This is a genomic window from Streptomyces spiramyceticus, from assembly GCF_028807635.1.
In the GTDB taxonomy this organism is placed as follows: domain Bacteria; phylum Actinomycetota; class Actinomycetes; order Streptomycetales; family Streptomycetaceae; genus Streptomyces; species Streptomyces spiramyceticus.
Genome location: NZ_JARBAX010000002.1, coordinates 998,014 through 1,021,823 on the forward strand (window position 1 = coordinate 998,014; position 23,810 = coordinate 1,021,823).

Annotated in this window: 16 protein-coding genes and 2 pseudogenes; 9 read left to right on the forward strand and 9 right to left on the reverse strand. The window is 70.1% G+C overall.

Annotated elements, in window-relative coordinates; translation table 11 throughout:
* Positions 1–39 precede the first annotated feature (39 nt).
* Positions 40–777: a MerR family transcriptional regulator gene (locus tag PXH83_RS28055; RefSeq protein ID WP_274564074.1), complete on the reverse strand. Its 738-nt coding sequence runs from the start codon at positions 775–777 to the stop codon at positions 40–42.
* Between the two features lie 119 nt (positions 778–896).
* On the opposite strand from PXH83_RS28055, the gene PXH83_RS28060 reads away from it, so the two are divergent.
* Positions 897–2,720 (forward strand): AMP-dependent synthetase/ligase, encoded by a 1,824-nt coding sequence (locus PXH83_RS28060; protein WP_274564075.1) that lies wholly within the window; start codon positions 897–899, stop codon positions 2,718–2,720.
* A gap of 11 nt (positions 2,721–2,731) precedes the next feature.
* Positions 2,732–2,923 (forward strand): annotated as a pseudogene (locus PXH83_RS28065) (macro domain-containing protein); the annotation flags it as partial.
* Positions 2,924–3,012: 89 nt separating this feature from the next.
* Here the strand turns inward: PXH83_RS28065 and PXH83_RS28070 are convergent.
* Complete coding sequence (locus PXH83_RS28070; RefSeq protein WP_274564076.1) at positions 3,013–3,990, reverse strand: cation diffusion facilitator family transporter; 978 nt, start codon at positions 3,988–3,990, stop codon at positions 3,013–3,015.
* Between the two features lie 119 nt (positions 3,991–4,109).
* Positions 4,110–5,096: a sphingomyelin phosphodiesterase gene (gene sph, locus PXH83_RS28075; protein WP_274564077.1), complete on the reverse strand. Its 987-nt coding sequence runs from the start codon at positions 5,094–5,096 to the stop codon at positions 4,110–4,112.
* Positions 5,097–5,427: 331 nt separating this feature from the next.
* Here sph and PXH83_RS28080 point away from each other — a divergent pair, with 331 nt between their 5' ends.
* Positions 5,428–6,072 (forward strand): TetR/AcrR family transcriptional regulator, encoded by a 645-nt coding sequence (locus tag PXH83_RS28080; RefSeq protein ID WP_274564078.1) that lies wholly within the window; start codon positions 5,428–5,430, stop codon positions 6,070–6,072.
* 103 nt (positions 6,073–6,175) lie between these two features.
* On the opposite strand, the gene PXH83_RS28085 is transcribed toward PXH83_RS28080, so the two are convergent.
* Genes PXH83_RS28085 through PXH83_RS28100 form a run of 4 tightly spaced genes read right to left on the reverse strand, consistent with a single transcriptional unit; the run spans position 6,176 to position 10,732 of the window.
* Entirely contained in the window at positions 6,176–7,744 is a 1,569-nt protein-coding gene (locus PXH83_RS28085; RefSeq protein WP_274564080.1) for an aldehyde dehydrogenase family protein, read from the reverse strand.
* Complete coding sequence (locus PXH83_RS28090; protein ID WP_274564082.1) at positions 7,741–8,631, reverse strand: oxygenase MpaB family protein; 891 nt, start codon at positions 8,629–8,631, stop codon at positions 7,741–7,743. The genes PXH83_RS28085 and PXH83_RS28090 overlap by 4 nt, the downstream gene beginning before the upstream one ends.
* A 16-nt stretch (positions 8,632–8,647) precedes the next feature.
* On the reverse strand, positions 8,648–10,162 hold the full coding sequence (locus tag PXH83_RS28095; protein ID WP_274564084.1) for a DUF6114 domain-containing protein: 1,515 nt from the start codon (positions 10,160–10,162) through the stop codon (positions 8,648–8,650).
* A gap of 12 nt (positions 10,163–10,174) precedes the next feature.
* The gene (locus PXH83_RS28100; protein WP_274564085.1) at positions 10,175–10,732 is read right to left on the reverse strand and encodes a DUF6230 family protein; all 558 of its coding nucleotides are present in this window, start codon (positions 10,730–10,732) and stop codon (positions 10,175–10,177) included.
* Positions 10,733–10,898: 166 nt separating this feature from the next.
* On the opposite strand from PXH83_RS28100, the gene PXH83_RS28105 reads away from it, so the two are divergent.
* From PXH83_RS28105 to PXH83_RS28115, 3 genes are all read left to right on the forward strand, one after another.
* The gene (locus PXH83_RS28105) at positions 10,899–11,783 is read left to right on the forward strand and encodes an oxygenase MpaB family protein (RefSeq protein ID WP_274564086.1); all 885 of its coding nucleotides are present in this window, start codon (positions 10,899–10,901) and stop codon (positions 11,781–11,783) included.
* A complete protein-coding gene (locus PXH83_RS28110) occupies positions 11,780–12,676 on the forward strand; it encodes an oxygenase MpaB family protein (RefSeq protein WP_274564088.1) in 897 nt (298 codons plus the stop codon). Before PXH83_RS28105 ends, PXH83_RS28110 begins: the two co-directional genes overlap by 4 nt.
* A 197-nt stretch (positions 12,677–12,873) precedes the next feature.
* Positions 12,874–15,663, forward strand: coding sequence for a glycosyl hydrolase (locus PXH83_RS28115; protein ID WP_274564089.1), 2,790 nt, complete (start codon positions 12,874–12,876; stop codon positions 15,661–15,663).
* A 33-nt stretch (positions 15,664–15,696) separates the two neighbouring features.
* Here PXH83_RS28115 and PXH83_RS28120 read toward each other — a convergent pair whose 3' ends face one another.
* On the reverse strand, positions 15,697–16,731 hold the full coding sequence (locus tag PXH83_RS28120) for a LacI family DNA-binding transcriptional regulator (RefSeq protein WP_274564090.1): 1,035 nt from the start codon (positions 16,729–16,731) through the stop codon (positions 15,697–15,699).
* A 113-nt stretch (positions 16,732–16,844) separates the two neighbouring features.
* Entirely contained in the window at positions 16,845–18,353 is a 1,509-nt protein-coding gene (locus tag PXH83_RS28125) for a M1 family metallopeptidase (protein ID WP_274564091.1), read from the reverse strand.
* Positions 18,354–18,556: 203 nt separating this feature from the next.
* Between PXH83_RS28125 and PXH83_RS28130 the strand changes: the two genes are divergently transcribed.
* The 3 genes and pseudogenes from PXH83_RS28130 to PXH83_RS28140 all read left to right on the forward strand — a co-directional run bounded on the left by PXH83_RS28130 (position 18,557) and on the right by PXH83_RS28140 (position 23,606).
* Entirely contained in the window at positions 18,557–20,497 is a 1,941-nt protein-coding gene (locus PXH83_RS28130) for a Xaa-Pro dipeptidyl-peptidase (RefSeq protein ID WP_420803260.1), read from the forward strand.
* Positions 20,497–21,776: pseudogene (locus PXH83_RS28135) on the forward strand (M14 family metallopeptidase). Before PXH83_RS28130 ends, PXH83_RS28135 begins: the two are co-directional and overlap by 1 nt.
* Positions 21,777–21,857: 81 nt before the next feature.
* Positions 21,858–23,606 (forward strand): BCCT family transporter, encoded by a 1,749-nt coding sequence (locus tag PXH83_RS28140; RefSeq protein WP_420803261.1) that lies wholly within the window; start codon positions 21,858–21,860, stop codon positions 23,604–23,606.
* Positions 23,607–23,810 lie beyond the last annotated feature (204 nt).

Sequence of the window (23,810 nt, forward strand, 5' to 3'; positions counted from 1 at the left end):
CGGTCCACAGAGAGGTACGCCGGGCACGCAGCGCCCCGGCTAATCCGCCTCCGCGCTGAAGGCGGTGCGCAGCTCCTCGCGCAGCGAGCGCTGGAACGCCGTCACCAGGGCCTGGATCACCATCGGCTGCATATGGGCCGACAGCGACTTCATCGCCGCCACATGATCCGGGTCGGACTCGCGTTCCCGGTACGGGTTCCACACCTCGTCACGGAACAGCCGCGACAGCTCGTGCGCCGCGGCCCTGGCGTGCTCCAGCAGGACCGTACGCGAGGCGAGGATCGTCTCGTGCGCGATGGGTACGTCGAGGAGTTCGACGCCGAGCCGCAGCGTGCCGCCGTCCAGCCGGAACACATCCGGGTCGGCTCCCCGGTCCAGTACGCCCATCGCCGCCAGCCGGTCGATGTCCTGGTCCGACAGCGCCCGCCCGGCCCGGCGCTCCAGCTCCCTGCGGGTGATCTCCTCGGCCGACTCGGGCGCCCACGAGGCCACCAGCGCACGGTGGATGGCCAGATCGTGGGCGCTCAGATCGGGTGGCAGCTGTTCCAGATAGCGTTCGATCGCGGCGAGCGTCATGCCCTGGCGCTGCAACTCCTCGATCAGGGCGAGCCGGGAGAGATGACCGGAGCCGTAGCGCCCGACCCGGCGCGGGCCGATCGCGGGCGGCGGGAGCAGGCCGCGCGTGCTGTAGAAGCGGACCGTACGCACCGTGACCCCGGCCCGTGCGGCCAGTTCGTCGACCGTGAGCGTCGGCTCTTCGGTGTCCGTCGGTGTCATGACTGCGCCTCGCTTCCCACTGCCTGCCCCGTTGCCGTGCTGCAATTCAGTGCAACAGTATTGCTGTCTCACCACTGTTGTGAAAGCGTCCGGCCATTCCATGGCGACAGGAGGCGGTCATGACCAAGATCCTGCGACTACCCGCGGACCCGGCGGAACTCACCCTCCCCGCGCTGCTGCTCCGCAACGCGGAGGACCACGGCGACCTTCCGGCCCTGTCCTGGCGCACCGGGGACGGCGCCGGATGGACCACTCTCACCTGGAGCGAGGTCCGGCGGAAGACCGCCGTACTGGCCGCCGGTTACGCCGCCTTAGGGGTGGAGCGCGGCGAACACGTCCTGCTGATGATGGGCAACAGGCCGGAGCACTGGCTCACCGATCTCGCACTCACCCACCTCGGCGCCGTACCGGTGAGCGTATACGGGACAGCAGCGCCGGAGCAGATCGCACACATCGCCCGGCACAGCCGCGCCCGCTTCGCCGTCGTTGAGGGCAGGCGCGAGCTGGAACGCTGGGAGCCGCTGCTGGCGGGCGCCGAGACGCAGCTCGAAAAGCTGGTGGTCGTCGAGGCGGCCGATGCCGGCGGCCACCGTACGTACGGCTCGCTGCACGCCACCGGCGCCCGCCTCCACCGCGCCGACGCCTTCGAGAAGGGCTGGCGCGAGACGCGGCCCGAGGACGCGCTGACCGTCGTCTACACCTCGGGCACGACGGGGGATCCCAAGGGCGTACCGATCACGCACCGCAAGGTCGTCGCCAACGCCCTCTCCCTGGACCGCGTCGTCGAACTGCCCGACCACGTCGAGCACATCTGCTACCTCCCTTTCGCGCACATCGCGGAGCGGATGCTCGGCATCTACCTCCCGGTCTTCCGTGCCTCCCACGTCCACCTGTGCGCGGAACCGGCCGCCGTCGCGGCGACGGCGCGCGAGCTCCACCCCGCGCAGTTCTTCGGCGTGCCGAGGGTGTGGGAGAAGCTCGCCGCCGCCGTACGGGCCGCACTCGCGGTGCTGCCCGAGGAGCAGCGGGCGGCGATCGAGGCCGCGGGGGAGACGGCGCGCGAGCATGTGGCGTACCGGGAGCGCGGCGAGGAGCCGCCGGCCGCGCTCGACACCGCGTACCGGCAGGTGAAGGGGGAGATCCTCGATCCGCTGCTGGCGATGGCGGGCTTCGACCGGCTGGCCTGGACGGCGAGCGCGTCGGCGCCGATGCCGCTCGACGTGGTCAGGTTCTGGGCGGGCTTCGGCATCGTCATCATGGACGCGTGGGGCCTGACCGAGACGGTCGGCGTATGCACGGCCAACAGCCCGTCCGCCTTCCGGCTGGGCTCGGTGGGCCGCCCGATCGACGGCCTGGAGCTCCGTGTCGCCGAGGACGGCGAGATCCTGGTGCGCGGGGAGACCGTCTTCGCCGGCTATCTGCGGGCAGACGGCTCGGTGGACGGGGCCCTGGACGCGGAAGGCTGGTTCGCGACGGGCGACATCGGCCGTGTCGACGACGACGGATTTCTCTGGCTCACCGACCGCAAGAAGGAAATGATCGTCACCTCGACCGGCAAGAACGTCTCCCCGGCGCTGGTCGAGAACACGCTCAAGGAACACCCCCTGATCGGCCAGGCGCTCGTCCACGGCGACGGCCACTCCTATCTGGTCGCGCTGCTGGTCCTCGATGCGGAGATGGCCCCGGCCTGGGCGGCGGGACAGGGCATCCAGGGCGAACTCCGGGCGACGGCGGAGCATCCCGCCGTACGCGAGGAGATCGCCCGCGCGGTCGAGGCCGCCAATGCCCGGCTCAACCGCACCGAGCAGATCAAACGCTACCGGCTGCTCACGGAGGAATGGGGCCCGGAAACGGGCGAGTTGACGCCGTCGCTGAAGCTGCGCCGCCGGGTGATCCGTGACAAGTACGCACTGGAAATCCAGGCCCTGTACGACCAGGACTGATCGCCGATTCGCCATTGCGGTACGAGGCGATCGACGCGGCACTTGGTCTAGTGGCGGGGAAGGCGGCCGAGCTGGCGGCGTCGGTCCACATGCCGCGCATCGGCTGCGGGCTCGCGGGAGGGAAGTGGTCGCGCGTCGAGCCGTTGATAGCGGAGCGGCTGGTGGGCCGGGGCATAGCGGTCACGGTCTACGACCACGACTGAGCGCGCGCCGCGACGGGGCGGTTCGGTGCTCCGGGCGGTTGCCGCGGGAGTGTGCGGCGTAGCTCTTGGGCAGCTCCGCCGGACACGCCCTAGGCGAAGTGGTGGTCCAGGGGCGCGTGTGGATCCTGGGCCGGGGGCTGCGGCGCGTGGTCGACGTGGATCGTGGCCCCGGCCAGCCGCCCCACCGCATGCAGCAGCGCGTGCTCCGCCGCGACCGCCACCGCGTGCGCCTGCACCACCGTCAGCTCCGGGTCGACCACCACGGAGGTCTCGGCCCGCAGACTGTGGCCGATCCATCGCAGGCGGAGGGCGCCCACGGCCCGTACGCCCTCGACATGGGAGAGCGCGTGCTCGGCCTCGTCCACCAGCGCCGGATCCACCGCGTCCATCAGCCGGTGCCAGATCTCCCGGGCCGCACCGCGCAGCACCAGCACGATCGCGGCCGTGATCAGAAGCCCGATCAGGGGGTCGGCGTAGCGCCATCCGAGCGCCGAGCCGCCCGCGCCCAGCAGCACGGCCAGGGAGGTGAATCCATCGGTACGGGCATGGAGGCCGTCGGCGACAAGCGCTGCCGAGCCGATCTTCCTGCCGGTACGGATACGGGCCCGCGCCACCCACTCGTTGCCCGCGAAGCCGACCAGCCCGGCTGCCGCGACGGCGGGCAGGTGGCTGACGTCCTGGGGCTCGACGAGGCGCCGCAGTGCCTCGTACCCGGCGAACACCGCCGAGGCGGCGATCACCAGCACCACGAACACGCCCGCGAGGTCCTCGGCGCGGCCGAACCCGTAGGTGTAGCGGCGGGTCGCCGCGCGCCGGCCGAGGAGGAAGGCGACGGCGAGGGGCAGGGCGGTCAGCGCGTCGGTGGCGTTGTGGACGGTGTCGCCGAGCAGCGCCACCGAACCGGACAGTACGGCGACGACAGCCTGGGCGGCGGTGGTGGCCGCGAGGACGGCGAAGGAGAACCACAGGGTGCGCAGCCCGGCGGTGGATCCTTCGAGTGCGGAGTCGATGCGGTCGTGAGGATGGTGGTGGTGATGGTGTCCGTGCCGGTGTCCGTGACCCGTCATGTACAACACCGTGGCATACCGGACCCCTTGCAGCCACTGTCGAAAAACAGCCGCTGACCAGGTGCGAAGCGCTTGCGATTACGCCGGCTCCGCACCCGGCCGCAGAGGTGGTGACGAGGTCAGCTACCGATCACCGGGTAGTGGTCGGACAGGTTGGTGTACGTGTACTGCTTGCCCCAGCTGGACACGGTCCAGGGCGCGCTCTGCTCCTTGATCACGTCGTTGGTCCAGCCGGCCGGCTTGGCGTGGCCCGCCCGGTGCAGGACGTAGTCGAGGTCCTCGCGAGGGTCGTCCGGGTAGCGCTCGGAGGCGATCGAGTTGTCGGCGGTGTCGAAGGAGTACGGGTGACCGGTGCGCGAGTCCGCGCCGGCCAGGCCGCCGTCGGCGAGCATCGAGGCGTACTCGGCGCTGTGCGAGTCGACGTTGAAGTCGCCCGCGACGATGACCTGCTCGGAGGCGGGGATGTTCTTGGCGTCGAGGAAGGCGTCGATCGCCTTGAACTGGCGGCTGCGCATCTGGGCGGCCTCGCCCGCGTCGCAGCCCGGGTCGGTCGACTGGGCGTGCGTGCCGACGACGTGGACCTTGGTGCCGTTGACGTCCAGGACGGAGTACACGAAGCCCTTGTTGGAGTACCAGTCCGCGCCGCACGCGTCCTTGTAGACGTACTGCTCCTTGCGGACGATCGGCCACTTGCTGAGCACCGCGACACCGCCGTCCTCGGGCGTCGTGGAGGAGTACGACCCGCCGGTCGCGTCCCAGCCGTCCTTGCTGCGGCCCATCACCGGCGTCTGGTGCGGGTACTGCGCGGCGGCATTGCGCTTCAGCGTGTCGGAGGCGCCGTTGTCGAAGGCCTCCTGGACGACGACGACGTCATTGCCCTGGAAGAAGGAGGTCGCCGGTATCGCGTTCGCCCGGTGGTCCTGGCCCCAGTTGGGGTAGAGCGTCTTGCTGAAGAGGAAGGTGTTGTACGACAGCACCTTCAGCGACGGCACATCGGCGGTGGCCGGGGCCGCTGAGGCGGACGGAACAGTCGCAGCCATGGTGATGGCTGCGAGCGCGGTGGCCAGGGCTGCGCCAGGGACACGGCGGAGTGCGGAGTGCGGCACTGGAACTCCCGTTGAGGTGGGGGGTGAAGATCTGGCGCCGATCATCAAACCAGCCGGAGTTACCTCGCGGTAGCTATTTGGGGGCGATTGGTTTGCCGTATGTCCACGATCAGCCCAACTTGCCTGCGCAGGCCCGTTGGTGCACATGTGCGAATGGGGAGGTCCCGGACATGAATCCACAATTGCTGCGTAGGAGCTGGCCTGTCGCATTCTCGGAGAGCCCGTCCATGTGCAGCCCAACAGTGCCTGAACTGGGGGGAGTTACAAAGTGATTGGGTTAGTGTCTGTGTAGCTGTGGTTCAGTGGGAGTGAGCGAACGGGGGGACGCCTCATGGCCGTACGGAGCGAGGGTGCGGGCGTGGACGCGACGCTGCTGGTCAGGGCTCTGGGCGACTCGTCGCAGCCCGGGGACGCGCTCGCTGAGCAGATACTCGACGCTGCGCGCGAGCAGTTCATGACGTTCGGGCTGCGGCGTTCGACGGTCGACGACGTGGCCAAACGGGCCAGGGTCTCCCGGGTCACCGTCTACCGGCGGATCGGCAACAAGGACAGCCTTGTCTCGGCCTGTCTGCTGCGTGAGTACCGCCAGTTCGTCGCCGAGGTCGACGATGCGGTGGCTGCGCTGCCGACGATGGAGGAGCGGCTGGTCGAGGGGTTCGTGGTGGTGCTGCGGCACATTCGCGAACATCCGCTCATCGGCGGGCTGTTGCGGCTCGAACCGGAGACGATGCTTCCGTTCCTGACGCTGGAGAGCGGGCCCGCGTTCCTGGCGATGCGCGGATATCTCGCGGACCGGTTGCGGCGGGCGCGGTGGGCGGAGGGCAAGCCGGAGAACGATCCGACGCCGGTGGCTGAGCTCATGGTGCGGATTACGGTTTCCTTCCTGCTCAACCCGGTCAGTTGCTTTGAGCTTGAGGAGGATGAGCAGGTGCGGGAGTTCGCGCGGCGGTATTTGTTGCCTTTGCTGGGTGGGTAGTTGGGGGCAAGTCCCCGGCTCTCCGTTTGTCCTCGAACTCCCCCAAGGACTTCGTCCAGGGGGGACCCCAACGGGCTGAAGACGCCCGCCTCGCGTACCGCCCCTACCGCCGCGCGTGCCACCGGCGTCCCAGCTCGACCGCCCTCTCCGCCTTCTCCCGCGGCGTCCCGAACGACGTCAGATCGGCGTACGGCGAAAACCGCTTCACGGTGATCGACCGAGGCGCAGCGAACGCCCGCAACCCCTCCGCCCCATGGATCCGCCCGTACCCGGACTCGCCCGCGCCGCCGAACGGCAGCGCCGGCACCGCCGCGAAGCCCAGCACCGAGTCGACCGAGACCGTGCCCGTCTCCAGCCGCTCCGCGACCGCGAGGCCCGCCCGCCTCGATCCCGTGAAGACCGCCGCGCCCAGCGAGTACGCCGACGCGTTCGTACGCTCCACCGCTTCGTCGAGATCTCGCACCGCGTTCACCACGACGACAGGGCCGAACGTCTCCTCCCTCATCGCGGGCGAATCCTCCGGTACGTCGACGAGTACCACCGGATGGACGTACGGCGGCCGCAGCGACTCCGGCCCGCCCAGCGGTGCCCGCGCCCCCGCCGCCAGCGCTTCCTTCATGTGGCGCTCCACAACCCCCAGTTGACCCGGCAGCGTGAGCGGACCGTACGCCTCGTCCGGAGCCAGCTCGCGTGCCTTCTGTACGATCCGCTCGCACAGCGCGGCGTGCGCCGATTCGACCACGTACACCCGCTCCACGCCCGCGCAGGTCTGCCCGGCGTTCGACATCGCGCCCCAAACGATCGCCTCCGCCGCCGCATCCAGGTCGGCGTCCGCCCCCACCAGCACCGCGTCCTTGCCGCCGCACTCCGCGAGCAACGGCGTCAGCGTCTTCGCGCACTGCGCCGCGACCTTGCGGGCGGTGCCGGGCGAGCCCGTGAAAGCGACCTTGTCGACCTTGGCGGCCTTGGCGACACCGGCTCCGCCCACGCCGCCCGCCCCGGCCAGCGCAGCGCCCGTCGCACCGGGCCCGGTCACGGCCTGGAGCAGGTCGGTGTGCTCGGGCACCGCGTCGCCGAAGCTCGAAGCGAGCAACAACCCGACTCCGGGGGTGAGTTCGGAGGGCTTGAAGACCACCGCGTTGCCGGCGGCCAGGGCGTACCCGATCGAGCCCATCGGAGTGTGTACGGGGTAGTTCCACGGCCCGATCACCCCGACGACACCGAGCGGCCGGTACGCGAGCAGCGAGCGCTGATGGACCGACAGCATCCCCGAAGCCACCCGCCGCCGCCCCAGCACCCGCCGGGCGTTGCGCGCCGCCCAGTCCAAGTGCACCAGCGCGAGAAGGACTTCGGCGCGCGCGTCGTGCACCGGCTTGCCCGTCTCCGCGACGACGATCTCCGCGAACTCGTCCATGCGGCGGGCGATCGAACGCTTCCAGGCGAGCAGCGCCGCCCGCCGGCCCGTCCAGCCGGCGGCCGCCCAGTGGCGTGCGGCGCCCCGTGCCCGTACGACAGCGGCCTGGACTTCGGCGGGCCCGTGCACGGGATGTTCGCCGAGCACCTCGCCCGTCGCGGGGGAGCGCGAGCTGAAGGTCTCGGTGCTGGTGGCCGTCGGCGGGGTCGTCGGCGCGGTCGTTGGTTCGGTCGTTGGTTCGGTCGTCGGATCGGTCATGGGCGCTCCAAAGCGGTTTCGTCGGGCAGCGGCTCCAGCGGACGGCCGTGCGCCCAGTGCGGGCCGAGGTCGTCGAGTGTGTAACCGAAGGGGTACGAGCGGGGTTCCGGCAGCGCGGGCCACCGGTCGGGGCGGGCGGGCAGCAGCCGTACGAAATGGGACCGCGCCCGGATCGTACGTACGGCCACAGCCTGCACCCAGCGCGGCTGCGGGCGGAAGCCGAGTGCCCGCAGGAGCGGCTCGTCCAGCAACGCCAGGGACAGGCGGGCCACAAGGGGACGCAGAGGCGCGGGATACCAGGCGGCGGTGACCCGGAAGGTGGCGTTCGCGACCCGCCGGTTCGCCGGGTCGTACGCGAACATCTCCCGCTCGTAGTCGACGAGCAGCTTCTCGAATCCGTCGTACGTCGACGGGGCGCCCTCGATCCCCATCATCGCGGCCATCTTGTGGCCGACCAGCGCCAGCGCCTCCGCCTCGTTGGCGCACAGCGGACGCCAGCCGAAGCGGTCGATCCAGCGCTTCGGCCCGACGACGGTCGTCGCGAGGACGTACAGGAAGTCCTCGTTCGGAATGCGGTACTTGCCGTGTATCCGGTTGAGGTGACGGGCGGCGGCGCGGCCGCGCTCCGAGTCGAAGCCCTCCTGCGCCATCTCGAAGCCGAACAGCACGGTGTCGTCGTACCGCTTCTGGCCGGCCCGCTCGAATTCCTGCGTCCTGTCGAGGAGCCGGGAGATCCGTGGCACGCCGTAGTCGCGGAGGAACGCAATGCTCACGCCCTGGGCGTAGTCCCAGGGGAACTCGTACTGGGAGATCAGCCGGTGGATTTGCTCGAAGTCCCTGACGGGGTCCATCCGGCGTATTTCGCGCAGTCGGCTGTAACGGCCCATGGCGAGACTCCTTCACTCAATTCGAGGTACGGGTGGTCAGTCCCGAGAAGCGGACGTCTGCGGCATCGACGAGGACCTGCCCCGCCTCGACCGACTCGACGGTCAGGCGAGGGAGTTGCACGGCGACGGGCAGATTGGCCGGGACGACGTCGGCGCCGATGCAGATGCGCGGGGTGTTCACTTTCAGGAACGGAATCTCGATCGAGCCGGTCAGCTCGGTCGCGTACACGTCGACATTGCGGATGTCGAGCTGGACATCGATGGTCTGCGGCGTGCCGTCGGGGCCGGTGACTTCGAAGTGGTAGTCCTTCGCGACGAGCCGCTCGGCGTGCACCCACAGCACTTTGACGCGGCCGCCGCCGATGGTCGGCAGATACGTCGCGCCGTGGATGACGGCGTCGTACGCGTCCAGGCGCGTCGCGCCGACCTCGGGGTGGTACGGGCTGACGGGGTACGTCGCCCGGCCCGGCCCCGGCTGCTTGCCGACCACCAGCGGCGGCTTGAGCGCGCTCAGATCCCCGGGCCGGCCGACCTTGCCGGGCTCGGCGGTCTGCCGGGACGGCGGGTCGCCCGCGGCGGGGGGATTGTCGCGGCCGCCGGTGTCGACGCCGGTGAGACAGGGCAGAGTGACGTTCCCGCCGTCGCCCGAAGCCTGCGGCTCTTCCTCGGTATGCCCGGCCGCCTCGGGGCACTCGGCAGGCGGCCGGGGCAGCACCTCCCGCTCAGGCTCCCCACACCGCTCGGCGGCGCCGCTCCGCCCGGGGGACACGCCGAGGACCCCCACGGCGAGGGTCAGCGCGAGCGGCACCGCGAGAAGCCGCCGTACGAGAGCCGCGCAGTCCCCGCCCGGTACGCCCGGTACGGCAGAGGACCGACGCACGGCGCGACTCTCACGGCCTTTTGGGTCACGGCCCTCGACACCCCAGGCGGCGGGAACGAACGGCTGCGACCCAGTCCGCCCCCGACGGCCGCCCCGAGCGGGTGACCCGTCGCACTCCGGTGCGCCGGGCACCTCGCTGTCCCCGCCGGCCGTGCGTGGCGACCGCCTCCCCATGCCGGCCGCAGCATCGGACCGTACCCACCCGCGTCCCGAACCCGGCACCTCCGGCGCCCCCGGCAGCCAGCCGAAGGCCATGGAGGAGCCGAGCAGGCCCAGGCCCACCCCGATCCCGAATCCGCCAAGATTCGTCGTAGCCAGCGAGACCAGTGACGCGATCGCCGTCATCACCGACACGAACATCCGCTGCGCCGGCGCGAAGACGAAGAACAGTCCGCCCGCGATCAGCACCAGGCCCACCCCCAGCGCGGACATCGCCCCGACCCCCACCTTGAGCATCAGCGGCAGCGGGGCCAGTGGCAGGAAGATCATTTCCAGGCCGGCGAGTGCCGTCCACAGCCCCGCCCAGAACGGCCGCCGCCTGCGCCAGGACCGGGCCCTCGCGCGCAGCCGTGGCGCGGGTAAGAGCCGGTCGAGCCATGTGGCGGTCTCCTTCGCCAGTTCGGCGCCGAAGCCGAGTATCAGCGTGATCACAGCCCGGCCCCCTCAGTAGCACTCTCTGCCGTCGTGGCCGATCTCGATCTCGACCTTGTCGAGGGTCAGGGAGCCGCCGTTGGAGGCCCATGCGGTGCTCTTCACGTTCCGCGCGACCGCCGTCGACGCCTGTACGCCGAAGAGTCCAGGCGGACCGTTCACCCCGGGCGCCGCGTCCAGCGTCGACGCGTCCCGCCCGGCCTGTACGCCGGTGACGCGGCCGCCCGCCGTGGTGAGCGCGTCCGCGTTGACGACGAGGTTCTCGCCCTTGACCGGCTTGTCGCCGCCGGACCTGACGATCAGCGAAACCTCGCCCACCATCGGCAGGTCCTGTTTCATCGACAGGCAGACGCCCTTTGCCGTGCCGCTCTTGATCCCGGCGAGCAGCACCGCGTGCCCCTTGCCGTCCTTGCTGCCGATGGACGAGGGGAAGCTCGATATCCCCTGGCCGGTTATCTCCTCGGCCGACACCTTGAAGTTCTTGCCGGAGACCGCGAAGGAGGCGGCCATCGCGCCCTGTGCGAGCGCGATGACCACCGCGCCGACCGCGACGACGCCGGGCACGAACATCACTGCCGTTCTCCTCCAGTGCGTACGCCCTTTCGGGCTCAACTCCCGTTCGACACCAGCCATTTGACGGTTCCTCTCTTCCGGAGAGTCAAAGTTACAAAGACTATTGACTTGTTTCACGAGCCCCGTCAACACTGCTGACACGGATTCAAAGAAGGGAGCCCCCATGACTTCCGGGACATCCGAGGTACGGGCCCCGCGCCGAGGCGGCCCCGCCTGGCGGTACTTCGGGGACATCCGCAACTTCCTGATCTCGCCCCAGCTGCTCCTCCTCCAGGTCGCCCACCCCGTCGTCGGCGCCGGCGTCCAGCAGCACTCCGATTTCCGGGCCGAACCCTGGCAGCGCCTCTGGCGCACCGTGTCCTCGCTCGGCACGGTCGTCTACGGAGGCCAGGCCGCCGCCACCGCAGAGGCCGAGCGGCTCATCGGCGTACACAGCGCGATGAAGGGCACCGACGACCGGGGCCGCCGCTACCACGCGCTCCATCCCGCCGCGTACCACTGGGTGCACGCCACGCTCGTACGCGGCGGACACGACGGGCACCGGATCTTCGGCAAGGGCCTGAGCGGGGCCGAGACCGAGGCGTACTACCAGGAGATGCGCGACGTCGGCCGCGTCTGGGGGCTCAAGGACCACCATCTTCCGCCCGACTGGGCCGCCTTCTGCGCGTATTACGACGCCATGGTCCGCGACACCCTGGAACTCAACCGGTCCGTCCTTGACGTACTCGACGAGCTGCGCCGCCCCCAGAAGCCGCCGGCCCGCTGGATCCCGGCACTCCTCTGGCGCCCCTTCGCCGCCGTCGCCGCGCACTACGCGCTGCTGGTCACCATCGGCACCCTGCCACCCGTCCTGCGCGAGCGCCTCGGGCTGACCTGGACCGGGAGGCAGGAGCGCGCCCTGCGCCGCTTCGTACGCCTCGTCCGCGTCCTGACGGCGCTCGTACCACCACCCCTGCGCATCGCAGGCACCCTGGCGATCGCATACTGGAATACGCACAAGCCCGGCACGGACCCACGTGCCCGCCGACCCCTGGGAGCCGCAGCATGAAGGCCAGCGGACCTGACCGGCAGGACCCCGCCCCGCCCCCGCCCGGCGGCGTCCTGTGGTCGCTCGCCGGTGACGTGCGGGCGCTGCTGATGCTGCCCGCCGCACTGACCATGCAGGTCGCGCACCCCGCCGTGGGCGCGGGAGTCGACGAGCACTCCGTCTTCCGTACGGACCCATGGGGCCGCGGAGAGCGTTCGCTGCACTCCGTGCAGCTGTGGGTGTACGGCGGAGAAGCGGCCGCCGAGGAAGGCCGCAGGCTCCGGCAGCTGCACAGGACCATCCAGGGCACCGACGCCCACGGCCGCCGCTACCACGCGCTGAACCCGGCCTACTACTCCTGGGTGCACGCCACCGGCTTCCCCTGTTACCAGCACTCGATGCGCTACCTCGGCCGGGCGCTGACCGAGGCGCAGGAGCGGCAGCTGTACGCCGAGTGGCTCCAGGTCGGCCGGATCCTCGGCATAAGCGACCGGGACATGCCGCAGACCCTGGAGGAGTTCTGGCCGTACTACCGCAAGGTGCTCGCCGACGAGCTCGAAGCGACCGTGGTGGTGCGTGAGCTGATCGCTGCCGACAAGCCGGTGCCCGCCCCCGACCGGGGCCCGCTGCCGGTGCGGCTGCTGCTGCGCGCCCTGTGGCCGGTCCTCCTCCCGCCGTTCGCCCGCTTCCGGGCCTTCGTCACCGTCGGCTACATGCCGCCGGACGCTCGCGAAGCGATCGGTCTGCCGTGGAGCGACGCGCAGGAGCGCAGGCTGCGCCGGTTCAGCCGCGTCGTGCGGACCGTGGTGCCGCTGCTGCCCGAGCGGCTGCGCTATCTGCCACTGGCGCGCGAGGCCAGGACCCGGCACCGGGCGCGGCTCAGGGCCGCACAGGCCGCCGCACACAGCAACTGAGAGCGCTCTCAGTAATTCGCTCAGAGCATGCTCCCGAATGCGTCACGCCGTCAACACTCGAACGCGCGGCGGCCCGATGCGGCCCCAACTGCCGTCTCTGTCATATGTGTTGACACTTCCAATTCAGGAGTTTTACGTTCCATGACATCTGAGAGCGCTCTCGGACGCCCTTCCCCCATGATTCCGAGGTGCTGTCCATGCCGGCTCCCCACTTCAGATCCGCCTCCGCACTGATCGTCGTATCGGCCCTGGCCCTGGCCGCACTCGGCCTCGGTTCCGCCGCCGCTCCGGCGGCGGCCGCCACCGTCCCCGTCGGATCGGGCAGTTACTCCGACGTACGGCCCGCCGGAACATCCGGCCCCACCACCAACACCGGCGCCCCCGTCACCCCCAAGCTCACACCGGCCGCCAAGGACAAACCACTCCCCACCAACGACTGGTGGTCCTCCCTCGCCTTCCAGCGATACGGCGACAACCCGCACTCCACACCCATGTACGGGCACCCGCTCACCTACCAGGCCACCGCCGCCGGCCTCGAAGTCGGCTACCCGACCACCCCCGCCGTCGTCGGCGAGGGCAGGCAGTACGAGTACGCCCACAAGCGCGACCTCACCCTCGGCCTGACCGGCCTCAACTCCCCGGACACCAAGGCCGACGACTGGTCCGACTGGACCGTCACCCCGTACTGGTCCGACGGCGCCCGCACCCTGCGCACCACCATCGGCCACGGCCTGCCCTTCGTGTACGCCAAGGGCTCGGGCGGCAGCGCCCGGATCACCACGGCCGCCGCGCCCACCGTCTTCGCCGACCAGGGCAACGTCCTGGGCATCACCGTCGCGGGCCACCACTACGCCCTCTTCGCGCCCGGCGGCAGCGACTGGAACGTCTCCGGGTCCACCGTCACCGCGGGCCTCGGCGCCAAGGACTACTTCTCGCTCGCCGTACTGCCCTCCACCGGCGCACTCGCGACGTACAAGAAGTACGCGTACAGCTTCGTCACCGGTTCCAAGGCGAGCTGGAGCTCCACCGGCGGCACGGTCAGGGCGACGTACACCCTCACCACCGAGGCCAAGGAGGGCAGCGAAACAGGCACGCTCCAGGCCCTCTACCGCCACCAGTGGCTGAACACCTCCGACCCGCTCACCGCCTACACGTACGTCTCGCCGCGCGGCACCATGAAGGTCCGCGAGGGGACCTCCTTCACCACCAGTCAGCGGGCCTCGGGCGTGCTGCCGGGACTGCCGAAGTCGAGCGGCGTCGACAGGGCACGGCTCAAGGGCTATCTCGACGAGGCCGCGAACGCCGCCGACCCGTTCTCCGGCGCCACCGACACCTACTGGACGGGCAAGGCGCTCGGCCGCCTCGCCCAGCTCGTGCCTGTCGCCGACCAGATCGGTGAGACGGCCATCCGCGACAAGCTTCTCGGCCTGATGAAGGGCCGCCTCCAGGACTGGTTCACGGCGGGCGGGGCGAATGAGTTCTCGTACGACAAGACCTGGAAGACGCTGACCGGCTACCCCGCGTCGTACGGCAGCGACACCGAACTCAACGACCACCACTTCCACTACAGCTACTACGTCTACGCGGCCGCGATCGTCGCCCAGTACGACCAGGCCTGGGCCGCCGACTCCGCATGGGGCGGCATGGTCAAGACACTCGTACGGGACGCCGCCAACCCCAGCCGCACCGACACCGCGTTCCCCTTCCTGCGCGGCTTCGACGTGTACGCCGGACACAGCTGGGCGTCGGGCCACCAGGGCTTCGCGGCCGGCAACAACCAGGAATCGTCGTCTGAGTCCACCAACCTCAGCGCGGGTCTTGTGCTCTGGGGCTCGGCGACCGGGGACACCGCACTGCGCGACCTCGGCACGTACCTCCTGACCACCGAGTCCGAGGCGATCGCCCAGTACTGGTTCGACGCCGATCAGCAGGTCTACCCGTCCTCCTTCGGTCACGACACGGCCGGCATGGTGTGGGGCAGCGGCGCGGCGTACGCCACCTGGTGGACGGCCAACCCCGAGGAGATCCACGGCATCAACGTCCTCCCCGTGACGGGCGGTTCGCTGCACCTGGGCGGCGAGAAGGCCGCCATCCGGCGCAACATCGCCGAGATGGAACGCGAGAACGGCGGCCCGGCCGTCGAATGGCGCGACATCCTCTGGGAGTTCCAGTCGATCGCCGACCCGGCCGTCGCCAAGGCCAAGTGGGATGCGGGCCACGGCTCGTACACCCCCGAGCAGGGCGAGTCCAAGGCGCACACCTACCACTGGATCAGCACGCTCGACACGCTCGGGGCCCCGGACGCTACGGTGAGCGGTGACATCCCGACGTCCGCCGTCTTCACCAAGGGCACGGTACGGACGTACGCCGCCCACAACCACGGCGCCACCGCCCGCACCGTGACCTTCTCGGACGGCAAGAAGCTCGACGTGCCCGCCCGCTCGACCGCGACGGGCACCGGCCCCGGAGGTGGCGACCCGGACCCCGGCCCCGATCCTGAACCGCCCACCGGCAATGCCTTCCAGCTGCGGACCGGCGGCGCCCTCACCACCGCCACAGGAACCACCGCCGCCACCGACACGATCGCCTCAGCGGGCGGCGCCAACCACGACGGCACCCCGCACCAGCCCCTGACATACGTGGCCAAGGGGGTCAACGGCACGCTGAAGTCCGGTACGCCGACGGCCTTCCGCCTCCAGGTCGACGCGGGCACGACGGTCGGCCTCGGGCAGCAGGCCCGGGTCAGTTACGACCTGACGGGCGACGGCACCTACGACCGGACGGAGACCTACCAGTACTTCGCGACCGACCCGGTGGCGGGCTGGGAGGAGTACACCCAGGCCCGCGGCCTCAAGTCGGCGACCGGCGCACTCGGGGACCTCAAGGGCGGCACCGTACGCCTCGAAGTGTGGAGCGCGATCGGCAACGGCACGTCCAAGCTGCGCACCGGCACCGGCGATTCGGTGCTGGTGATCCCCTACCAGTGACCCGAGCACGCTTCGGCGCGGCGGGCCCCGGCGTCAGGCCGAGGCCCGCCGCACCAGCTCGGTCGGCATGATCACCGAGGCGCGGGCGCCCGCTTCCCGGCTGCCCTCGCTCAGCACCTTCATGAGCAGCCTGACCATCAACCGCCCCATCCCCTCGATGTCCTGACGCACCGTCGTGAGCGGCGGAGTCACGGACTCGGAGAGCGGCACCATGTCGTCGAACCCGACGAGCGCGACCTCGTCCGGCACCCGCCGCCCCGCCTCCTGCAAGACGCGCAGCGCGCCCGTTGCCATCAGGTCGTTGGCGGCGAACACGGCATCCAGGTCCGGTCTGCGCTCCAGCAGCTCCGCCATGGCACGGGCACCGCTGTCCACGGTGAAGTCGCCCTGCGCGGTCAGGGCCGGGTCGGCGTCGAACAGTACGTCGCGGTAGCCGTCGGCGCGGTCGATCGCGGAGGTCTGGTCGCGGGGGCCCGCGATGTGCGCGATGTGTCTGCGGCCGAGGGCGGCGAGATGGCGTACGGCGGTACGGGCGCCGCCCCGGTTGTCGCAGTCCACGTACGGGACGCCCGTACCGGCTCCGGCCCAGCCGGGGCGGCCGCCGAAGACGGTCGGGACCTTCACCCGGTCTATGACGGCGGGCAGTTCGTCGTCGTTGTGCAGCGAGAAGGCGAGCGCACCGTCGACGTGCCCGCCGCCGAGATAGCGGGAGATGCGGTCGTAGTCGCCGGGCCCCTCGGCCCACAGCAGCACCAACTGGGAGTCGAACGCCGTCAGTTCTCTGCTGATGCCGCGCACCTGCTGCTCGAAGAAGGGATCCGAGAAGATCCTGAACTCGGGCTCGGCGATGATCACGGCGACCGCGCCGTTGCGCCGCGTGACGAGGGATCGCGCGGCGTGGTTCGGAACGTATCCCAGCTCCTCGACCGCCTGCCGCACCCGGTCGGCCAGCGCCTGCCGCACGCCCTCACCGCCGTTGACGACCCGGGAGGCCGTGGCCCGGGAGACACCGGCGCGGGCCGCGACGGTTTCCAGAGTGGGGCGGGACTCGGCGGACTGCTCGGGCAAGGCGGGCGCTCCTCGGCTCCTCGGGGCGGCTCCAACGGGGACAGAGCCGCAGGGAGGGAGGATATCGGCCGCGCCGCCGCCCCTCTCAGGAGCGGCGGCGCGGCGTACCGCTGTCAGTGGTCGTGACCGTGCTTGTGGATGGTGTTCGTCGCGGCGATCTTCTTCCACGACTTCGGCTGTGCCGGCTCGGCACCGGCGTCCGAGCGCGCGATCCGGGACTCGGCCGCGGCCGGGGCGCCGGGCTTCGACGGCTCGTACAGCCAGGTGTCGAAGAGCCCGGCGAGCGGCTTGCCCGAAACGCTCTCGGCGTACTGCACGAAGTCGCCCACGTCGGCGTTGCCGTAGGCGAACTTGGCTGTCCAGCCCTTGAGGATCTTGAAGAAGTCCTCGTCGCCGACCTCGTTGCGCAGTGCCTGCACGGCGAGCGCGCCACGGTCGTACACGGCGATGTCGAACTGCTTGTCCGGCCCCGGGTCGCCCGGCTTGACCGTCCAGAAAGCATCGTCGGCGGCACGCGTCTGATAGACGTAGTCGGCGAGCTCCTGCGTGGTGCCCTCGCCCTCCTTCTCCGACCACAGCCACTGGCTGTAGCGGGCGAAGCCTTCGTTGATCCAGATGTCCTTCCAGCCCTTGACGGAGACGCTGTCGCCGTACCACTGGTGGGCCAGCTCATGCACGACGACCGAGACGTTGGACCCGTGCGCGAACTGGCGCGGGCTGTAGAACGGCCGGGTCTGCGTCTCCAGCGCGTAGCCGCTCTTCACGTTCGGGACGTAGCCGCCGAGCGCGTTGAAGGGGTACGGGCCGAAGATCTCGGTCAGATACTCGGCGACCTCGGTGGTCCGCTCGATGCTCGCGCGCGCCGCGCCCGCCTGGTCACCGAGGTCCTGGCTGTACGCGTTGAGGACCGGCAGCCCGTCGGCGGTCTTGTCCGTGGTGATGTCGAACTTGCCGACCGCGAGCGTGGCGAGATAGCTCGCCTGCGGCTTGTTCGAGCGCCAGTTGTAGCGGGTCCAGCCGAGCCTCGAGCTCTGCGACTGGAGTACGCCGTTGCTGATGGCCTGGGTGCCGTCGGGCACCGAGACGGAGACGTCGTACGTCGCCTTGTCCAGCGGGTGGTCGTTGCTCGGGAACCACCACACGGCCGAGTCGGGCTCCTGGGCGGCGACACCGCCGTCCGGGGTGCGGTGCCACGCCGTGTAGCCGCCGATGCTGAGCTCGGAGGGCTTGCCGGCGTAACGGACGACGACCGAGGCCGCCTTTCCCTTCGCCAGCGGCGACGCCGGGGTGACGACCAGCTCCTGGTGACCCTCCTTGACGAACTTCGCCCTCGCTCCGTTGACGCGCACCTCGCTGACGCCCAGTCCGAAGTCGAGATTGAAGCGCGAGAGGTCCTGCGTGGCGGTGGCGAGGATCGTCGCCGTGCCCTCCAGCAGGTCGGTCTTGGGCTGGTACTTCAGGCGGAGGTCGTAATGGGATACGTCGTATCCGCCGTTGCCGCTGGCCGGGTAGTAGGCGTCGCCGATGCCCGGGGCGCCCGGCGAGAAGGTTGCGGCCGATGCCGGGATCGCCAGCACAAGTGAGGCCGTCAGCACGCTCGGGGCGATGAGTCTGCGGTGCACGGATGCTCCAAGTGGTCAGTCCGAAGGATCGGTTCGAAGCCTATTCAGCCTCTGTGCCACCAGTCATGTCCACAGTCACTCCTGTCACACGACTGACATCCGGCCGATACGCGGTTCCCGGTGAGCCCACTCCTGCCCTCTTTTGCACGGGAGTTGACCGGGGTACCTTCCGCCCCATGCCGATAACTGCGCGGGGATCCCGCATGAAGTGGCGAAGGCTCATACCGGCGGTTACGGCCGCCCTGACAGCGGTCCTGCTGACCCCGGCGGGCGCCCAGGCCGGTCCGACGGAGAGCAGACCCGTCTACTCCTACGACAACGCGATCCGCGAAGCCGTATGGGTGGACACCAGAATCGACGGCGACGCGGACGGGAAGACCGACCGGGTCGCCGTCGACATCGTCCGGCCCAGGGAACCGGCCCAGCAGGGCCGGAAGATCCCGGTCGTCATGGACGCCAGCCCCTACTACTCCTGCTGCGGCCGGGGCAACGAGAGCCAGAAGAAGACGTACGACGCGAACGGCAACCCGGTCCAGTTCCCGCTCTACTACGACAACTACTTCGTGCCGCGCGGCTACGCCTTCGTCGCCGTGGATCTCGCCGGAACCAACCGCTCCGACGGCTGTGTCGACGTGGGCGGCCGCTCCGACATCCAGTCCGCCAAGGCGGTCGTCGACTGGCTGAACGGCCGCGGCAAGGCGTACACCACCCGCACCGGCGCCCAGCGCGCGAAGGCCGGCTGGTCCACCGGAAACACCGGCATGATCGGCAAGAGCTACGACGGCACCATCGCCAACGGCGTCGCGGCGACCGGCGTCGAGGGCCTCAAGACCATCGTCCCGATCGGCGCCATCTCCTCCTGGTACGACTATTACTTCTCCCAGGGCGCCCCGCTCTTCGACAGCGGCCCCGACTGGCTCTCCGGTTACGTCGAGAGCCCGGAAGCCCGCACCCGCTGCCAGGCCGTACAGAAACGCCTGGTCGACGAGGCCCCGCGCAACGGCGACTTCACCCGCCTGTGGGCCGAGCGCGACTACGTACCGGACACGGACGACGTCGAGGCCAGCGTCTTCGTCGTACACGGCATGCAGGACCTCAACGTCCGCACCAAGCACTTCGGCCAGTGGTGGGACGCCCTCGCCGCCGCCGGCGTGGACCGCAAGATCTGGCTCTCGCAGACCGGCCACGTCGACCCCTTCGATTTCCGCCGAGGCGACTGGGTGAAGACCCTGCACCGGTGGTTCGACCATGAACTCCTCGGCTACGACAACGGCATCGACCGCGAGCCGATGGCCGACATCGAGCGCGCCCCCGACCAGTGGTCCACCGACCAGGTATGGCCGCCCCGCTCGACCGACGCCACCAGCCTGCGCCCCGGCAAGGGAACGGCGCCCGGCGTCGGCACGCTGTCGCTGAAGCCGGCCGCGCCCGGCACCACCGAAACCTTCACGGACGACCCGAACCTGAGCGAGAGCGACTGGGCCGCGCAGATCGACAAGTCCACACCGTCGAAGGCCGGATTCACCACCAAGCCGCTCACCCGCGACCTGCGCCTGTCCGGCTCCTCCGAGGTGACCATCACCGCGACCCCCTCGACATCGACCGCGCATCTCTCGGCCGTCCTCGTCGACCTGGGCCCCGACACGATCCGCGACTACGAGGCCTCGGGCGAAGGCATCAGCACCCTCCCCGAGCGCACCTGCTGGGGTGCGAGCACCACGGGTGACAGCTCCTGCTTCAAGGAGACCAAGGCCCGTACCGCGAACGTCGACTACACCGTCTTCAGCCGTGGCTGGGCCGACCTCGGCACGTACGCCGACCCGGCCAAGGGCCGCCCGCTCACACCCGGCAAGCAGTACACGATCACCCTCGACCTCGCCGCGAGCGACCACGTCGTCCCCGCGGGCCACCGGCTCGCCCTGATCGTCGGCGGCACGGACGCGGGCCTCATCGAGCCTCCGTCCACCACTCCGACACTCGGCATCGACCTCTCCCGTACGGGCGCGCAGTTGCCCGTAGTCGGCGGCCCGGAGGCCTTCGCACGCGCCACCGCAGGTTCGCGCTACTCCGCACCGTCAGACGCCCGCCTCGACGGTGTGGCCGAGCCGCGCGCGATCCGTCCGATCCCGGGAGGCACCCGCTGATGCGCACCCGTACACGCGCGCTCGTCATCGGCTTCGCCGCCGCGGCCCTGGCCGCACCCGTCGTCGCGGCGCCCGCCCAGGCGGCATCGGCCCCGCCCCGTACCGGCTTCGAAACGACCAACGGCGCGCGCTGGACCACCCAGCCGGAGGAGCAGGACTTCCTGTCAGCGGTGGACCGCGACAGCAGTCGCGTCGCGATGTCCGCCATAGGGACCACCGCACAAGGCCGCCCGCTCCAGCTCGTACAGATCGGAACGCACCGCACGTCCACCACCATGCTGCTGATCTGCTCGCAGCACGGTGACGAGCCGTCAGGACGCGAAGCCTGCCTGACCACCGTCCGAGACCTTGCGTACGCCAAGGACAAAGAGACCCTCGACTTCCTCGCCCGCACCACGGTCCTCGTCGTCCCCACCGCCAATCCCGACGGCCGCGCCGCCAATACCCGTACCAACTCCGACGGCGTGGACATCAACCGCGACCACATCGCGCTGAAGACCGCAGAGGCCCGGGCGACGGCTGCCGTGATCCGTGACCACAAGCCCGAAATCATCTACGACCTGCACGAGTACGGCGGCACCTCGCCGTACTACGACAAGGACCTGCTGGCCCTCTGGCCCCGCAACCTGAACACGGACAACCGGGTGCACGCGGAGGCGCACACCCTCTCCGAGTCGTACGTACGTCCCGGCGCCGAGGACGCCGGATTCAGCAGTGGCGTCTACGGCATCTGGACCGACCCGGTGACGGGCGAGCCGCTCAAGCAGGTCGCGGGCGACGGCCAGGAGCGGATCCTGCGCAACACGGCGGGCGTCAAGCACTCAGTGGGCCTGCTGGTGGAAACCCGAGTAGACCCACTCACACCAGCAGAGAAGAAAGACCCGGCCTCAACAACAGACGCCGAGCAGAATCCCAACTCACGGCCCTCCGCGGGGCTTTCGGCTTCGCGGACGAACGGAGAGGCAGCATCAAGCGGGCAACCACACAGGCACGTCTGACGGGCTTCGCGGACAGAGGCCCCGTCTACCTCGGCGGCGCAGACAACGACCCGCCGGAGCCCACCGAAGTCATCCAGGACCCGCCCTGTGGCTACTACCTTTCCTCGGCTCAGTACGCGGACGTGGAGGACGAACTGGCGCTGCACGGCGTCGTCTCCCACCCGCGCGCCGAGGGTGCGTACGTACCGCTCCGGCAGTCCCAGCGCGACCTGGCGGCCCTGCTGCTCGACGAGAGGGCGGCGTACCACCTCACCACCGGGCGGCCCGACACCACCTGTTAGACAGAGGCGACGTGCAACACATGTGGTAGGGGGTACGGGAGAGCGAAATCAGGCTCCGCGAATTTCCGAAAGGTGCCGCTTGTGTCGCACGACGAACAGAAACCGGGTCAACGGCTGCGGCTGCCGGTGAGGGCGGCCCTCCCGGGCCGCCACCCGCACGAGGACGAGACGCCCCGGACCGACCGGGTGGTGTTCGGTGTGACGGCCGTTCTCACCCTCGCGTTCGTGCTCTGGGGCTCCGTCTTCACCGAGGCGCTGGAGACCGTCTCCGACAGGATGCTGAGCGGCCTCATCCACAACGGCGGCTGGGCGTTCGTCCTGGCCGCCTCCGGATTTGTCGTCTTCGCTCTCTGGCTCGCCATCAGCCGCTACGGCAGGATCCCGCTCGGCCAGGAGCACGAGGGACCGGAGTTCCGTACCGTCTCCTGGGTCGCGATGATGTTCAGTGCGGGCATGGGCATCGGCCTGATGTTCTACGGGGTCAGCGAACCGCTGGCGCACTACGTCACACCGCCGCCGGGGACCGACCCGGCCGACTCGGCGGACGCCATGCAAACGGCCATGGCCACCACCCTCTTCCACTGGACCCTCCACCCCTGGGCGATCTACGCGGTGGTCGGTCTCGCCATCGCGTACAGCACGTTCCGCCGCCGCAGGCGGCAGACGATCAGCGCCGTCTTCGAACCGCTCATCGGCAAGAAGCGCGCCGACGGAGCGCCCGGCCGGTTCATCGACATCCTGGCCATCTTCGCCACGCTCTTCGGTTCAGCCACCTCCCTCGGCCTCGGCACGCTCCAGATCGGCAGCGGATTCCGGGAGTTGGACTGGATGGAGAAGGCAGGCACCGGCCTGCTCGTCTCCATCATCGGAGTCCTGACCGTCGCATTCGTCTTCTCGGCGGTCTCCGGCGTCGAGAAGGGCATCCAGTGGCTGTCGAACACCAACATGGTCCTGGCCGTAGTCCTCGCGATCTTCGTCTTCATCGCGGGACCGACCATCCTCGTCCTCGACCTGCTGCCCACCTCGGTCGCGGCCTACATCGACGAAATTCCGCAACTGGCCGGCCGTACTGAAGCGGCGACCGGTGGCGGCGAAGTCTCCGACTGGCTGAGCAGCTGGACGGTCTTCTACTGGGCCTGGTGGATCTCCTGGACGCCCTTCGTCGGCATGTTCATCGCCCGCATCAGCCGTGGACGTACGATCCGTCAGTTCGTCGGAGGCGTGATCCTGGTCCCCAGCACCGTCAGCCTGGTCTGGTTCGCCATCTTCGGCGGTACGGCGATGAAGCTCCAGGAGCGCGGACAGCTCGGGGAGGAAGCGACGCCCGAGGGCCAGCTCTTCGGCGTGCTCCAGGAGTTCCCCATCGCCAGCGCGATGAGCCTGCTGGTGATGATCCTGGTAGGCATCTTCTTCGTTTCCGGTGCCGACGCCGCGTCGATCGTGATGGGCACGCTCTCCCAGCGGGGCACCTTCGAACCGGCCCGGTTCGTCGTCATCTTCTGGGGCGTGGTGACCGGCGCTGTGGCGGCCGTGATGCTACTGGTCGGAGACGGCAAGGGCGATGCACTGGCCGGCCTGCAGAACCTGACGATCCTGGCGGCGGCGCCGTTCGTCCTGGTCATGGTGGGCATGTGCCTGTCCCTCATGCGCGACCTGCGCCAGGACCCGCTGATCGTCCGCGGTGAGCTCGCCGAGGAGGCGGTGGAGAGCGCGGTGATCGCGGGCCACGAGAAGTACGCCGGCGAATTCGAGATCCGCATCGGCCCGGGCCCGGACGCGGACCAGGAGCCCGGCACGGAGGAGGAAGGCGGAGACCGCAAGACCTTCTGACCGGGCGCGGGAGCTCCCCGCACAGGGGCCACCGGAACGGCGAGACGCGGGCACAGTTTTTGGATGTACGTCTCGGCACGGGAGGAGGGCGATCCCGGGACAGTTTGAGGCATACCGCACGGCGCGGTGGCAGGACGAGCCCGGCGCCGCTTCGCGCACCGCGCTGCGGGAGGGGACGTGCAGGGGCGCTCCCCGCAGGGTGTC

Bases quoted from the DNA above. Each gene is read 5' to 3' on its own strand.
- PXH83_RS28085 (WP_274564080.1), bottom strand. From the start codon at position 7,744: ATGACCGATCCGACGACCGAACCAACGACCGAACCAACGACCGCGCCG.
- PXH83_RS28080 (WP_274564078.1), top strand. From the start codon at position 5,428: ATGGCCGTACGGAGCGAGGGTGCGGGCGTGGACGCGACGCTGCTGGTC.
- PXH83_RS28110 (WP_274564088.1), top strand. From the start codon at position 11,780: ATGAAGGCCAGCGGACCTGACCGGCAGGACCCCGCCCCGCCCCCGCCC.
- PXH83_RS28115 (WP_274564089.1), top strand. From the start codon at position 12,874: ATGCCGGCTCCCCACTTCAGATCCGCCTCCGCACTGATCGTCGTATCG.
- PXH83_RS28090 (WP_274564082.1), bottom strand. From the start codon at position 8,631: ATGGGCCGTTACAGCCGACTGCGCGAAATACGCCGGATGGACCCCGTC.
- PXH83_RS28060 (WP_274564075.1), top strand. From the start codon at position 897: ATGACCAAGATCCTGCGACTACCCGCGGACCCGGCGGAACTCACCCTC.
- PXH83_RS28130 (WP_420803260.1), top strand. From the start codon at position 18,557: ATGAAGTGGCGAAGGCTCATACCGGCGGTTACGGCCGCCCTGACAGCG.
- PXH83_RS28055 (WP_274564074.1), bottom strand. From the start codon at position 777: ATGACACCGACGGACACCGAAGAGCCGACGCTCACGGTCGACGAACTG.
- PXH83_RS28105 (WP_274564086.1), top strand. From the start codon at position 10,899: ATGACTTCCGGGACATCCGAGGTACGGGCCCCGCGCCGAGGCGGCCCC.
- PXH83_RS28100 (WP_274564085.1), bottom strand. From the start codon at position 10,732: ATGTTCGTGCCCGGCGTCGTCGCGGTCGGCGCGGTGGTCATCGCGCTC.
- PXH83_RS28070 (WP_274564076.1), bottom strand. From the start codon at position 3,990: ATGACGGGTCACGGACACCGGCACGGACACCATCACCACCACCATCCT.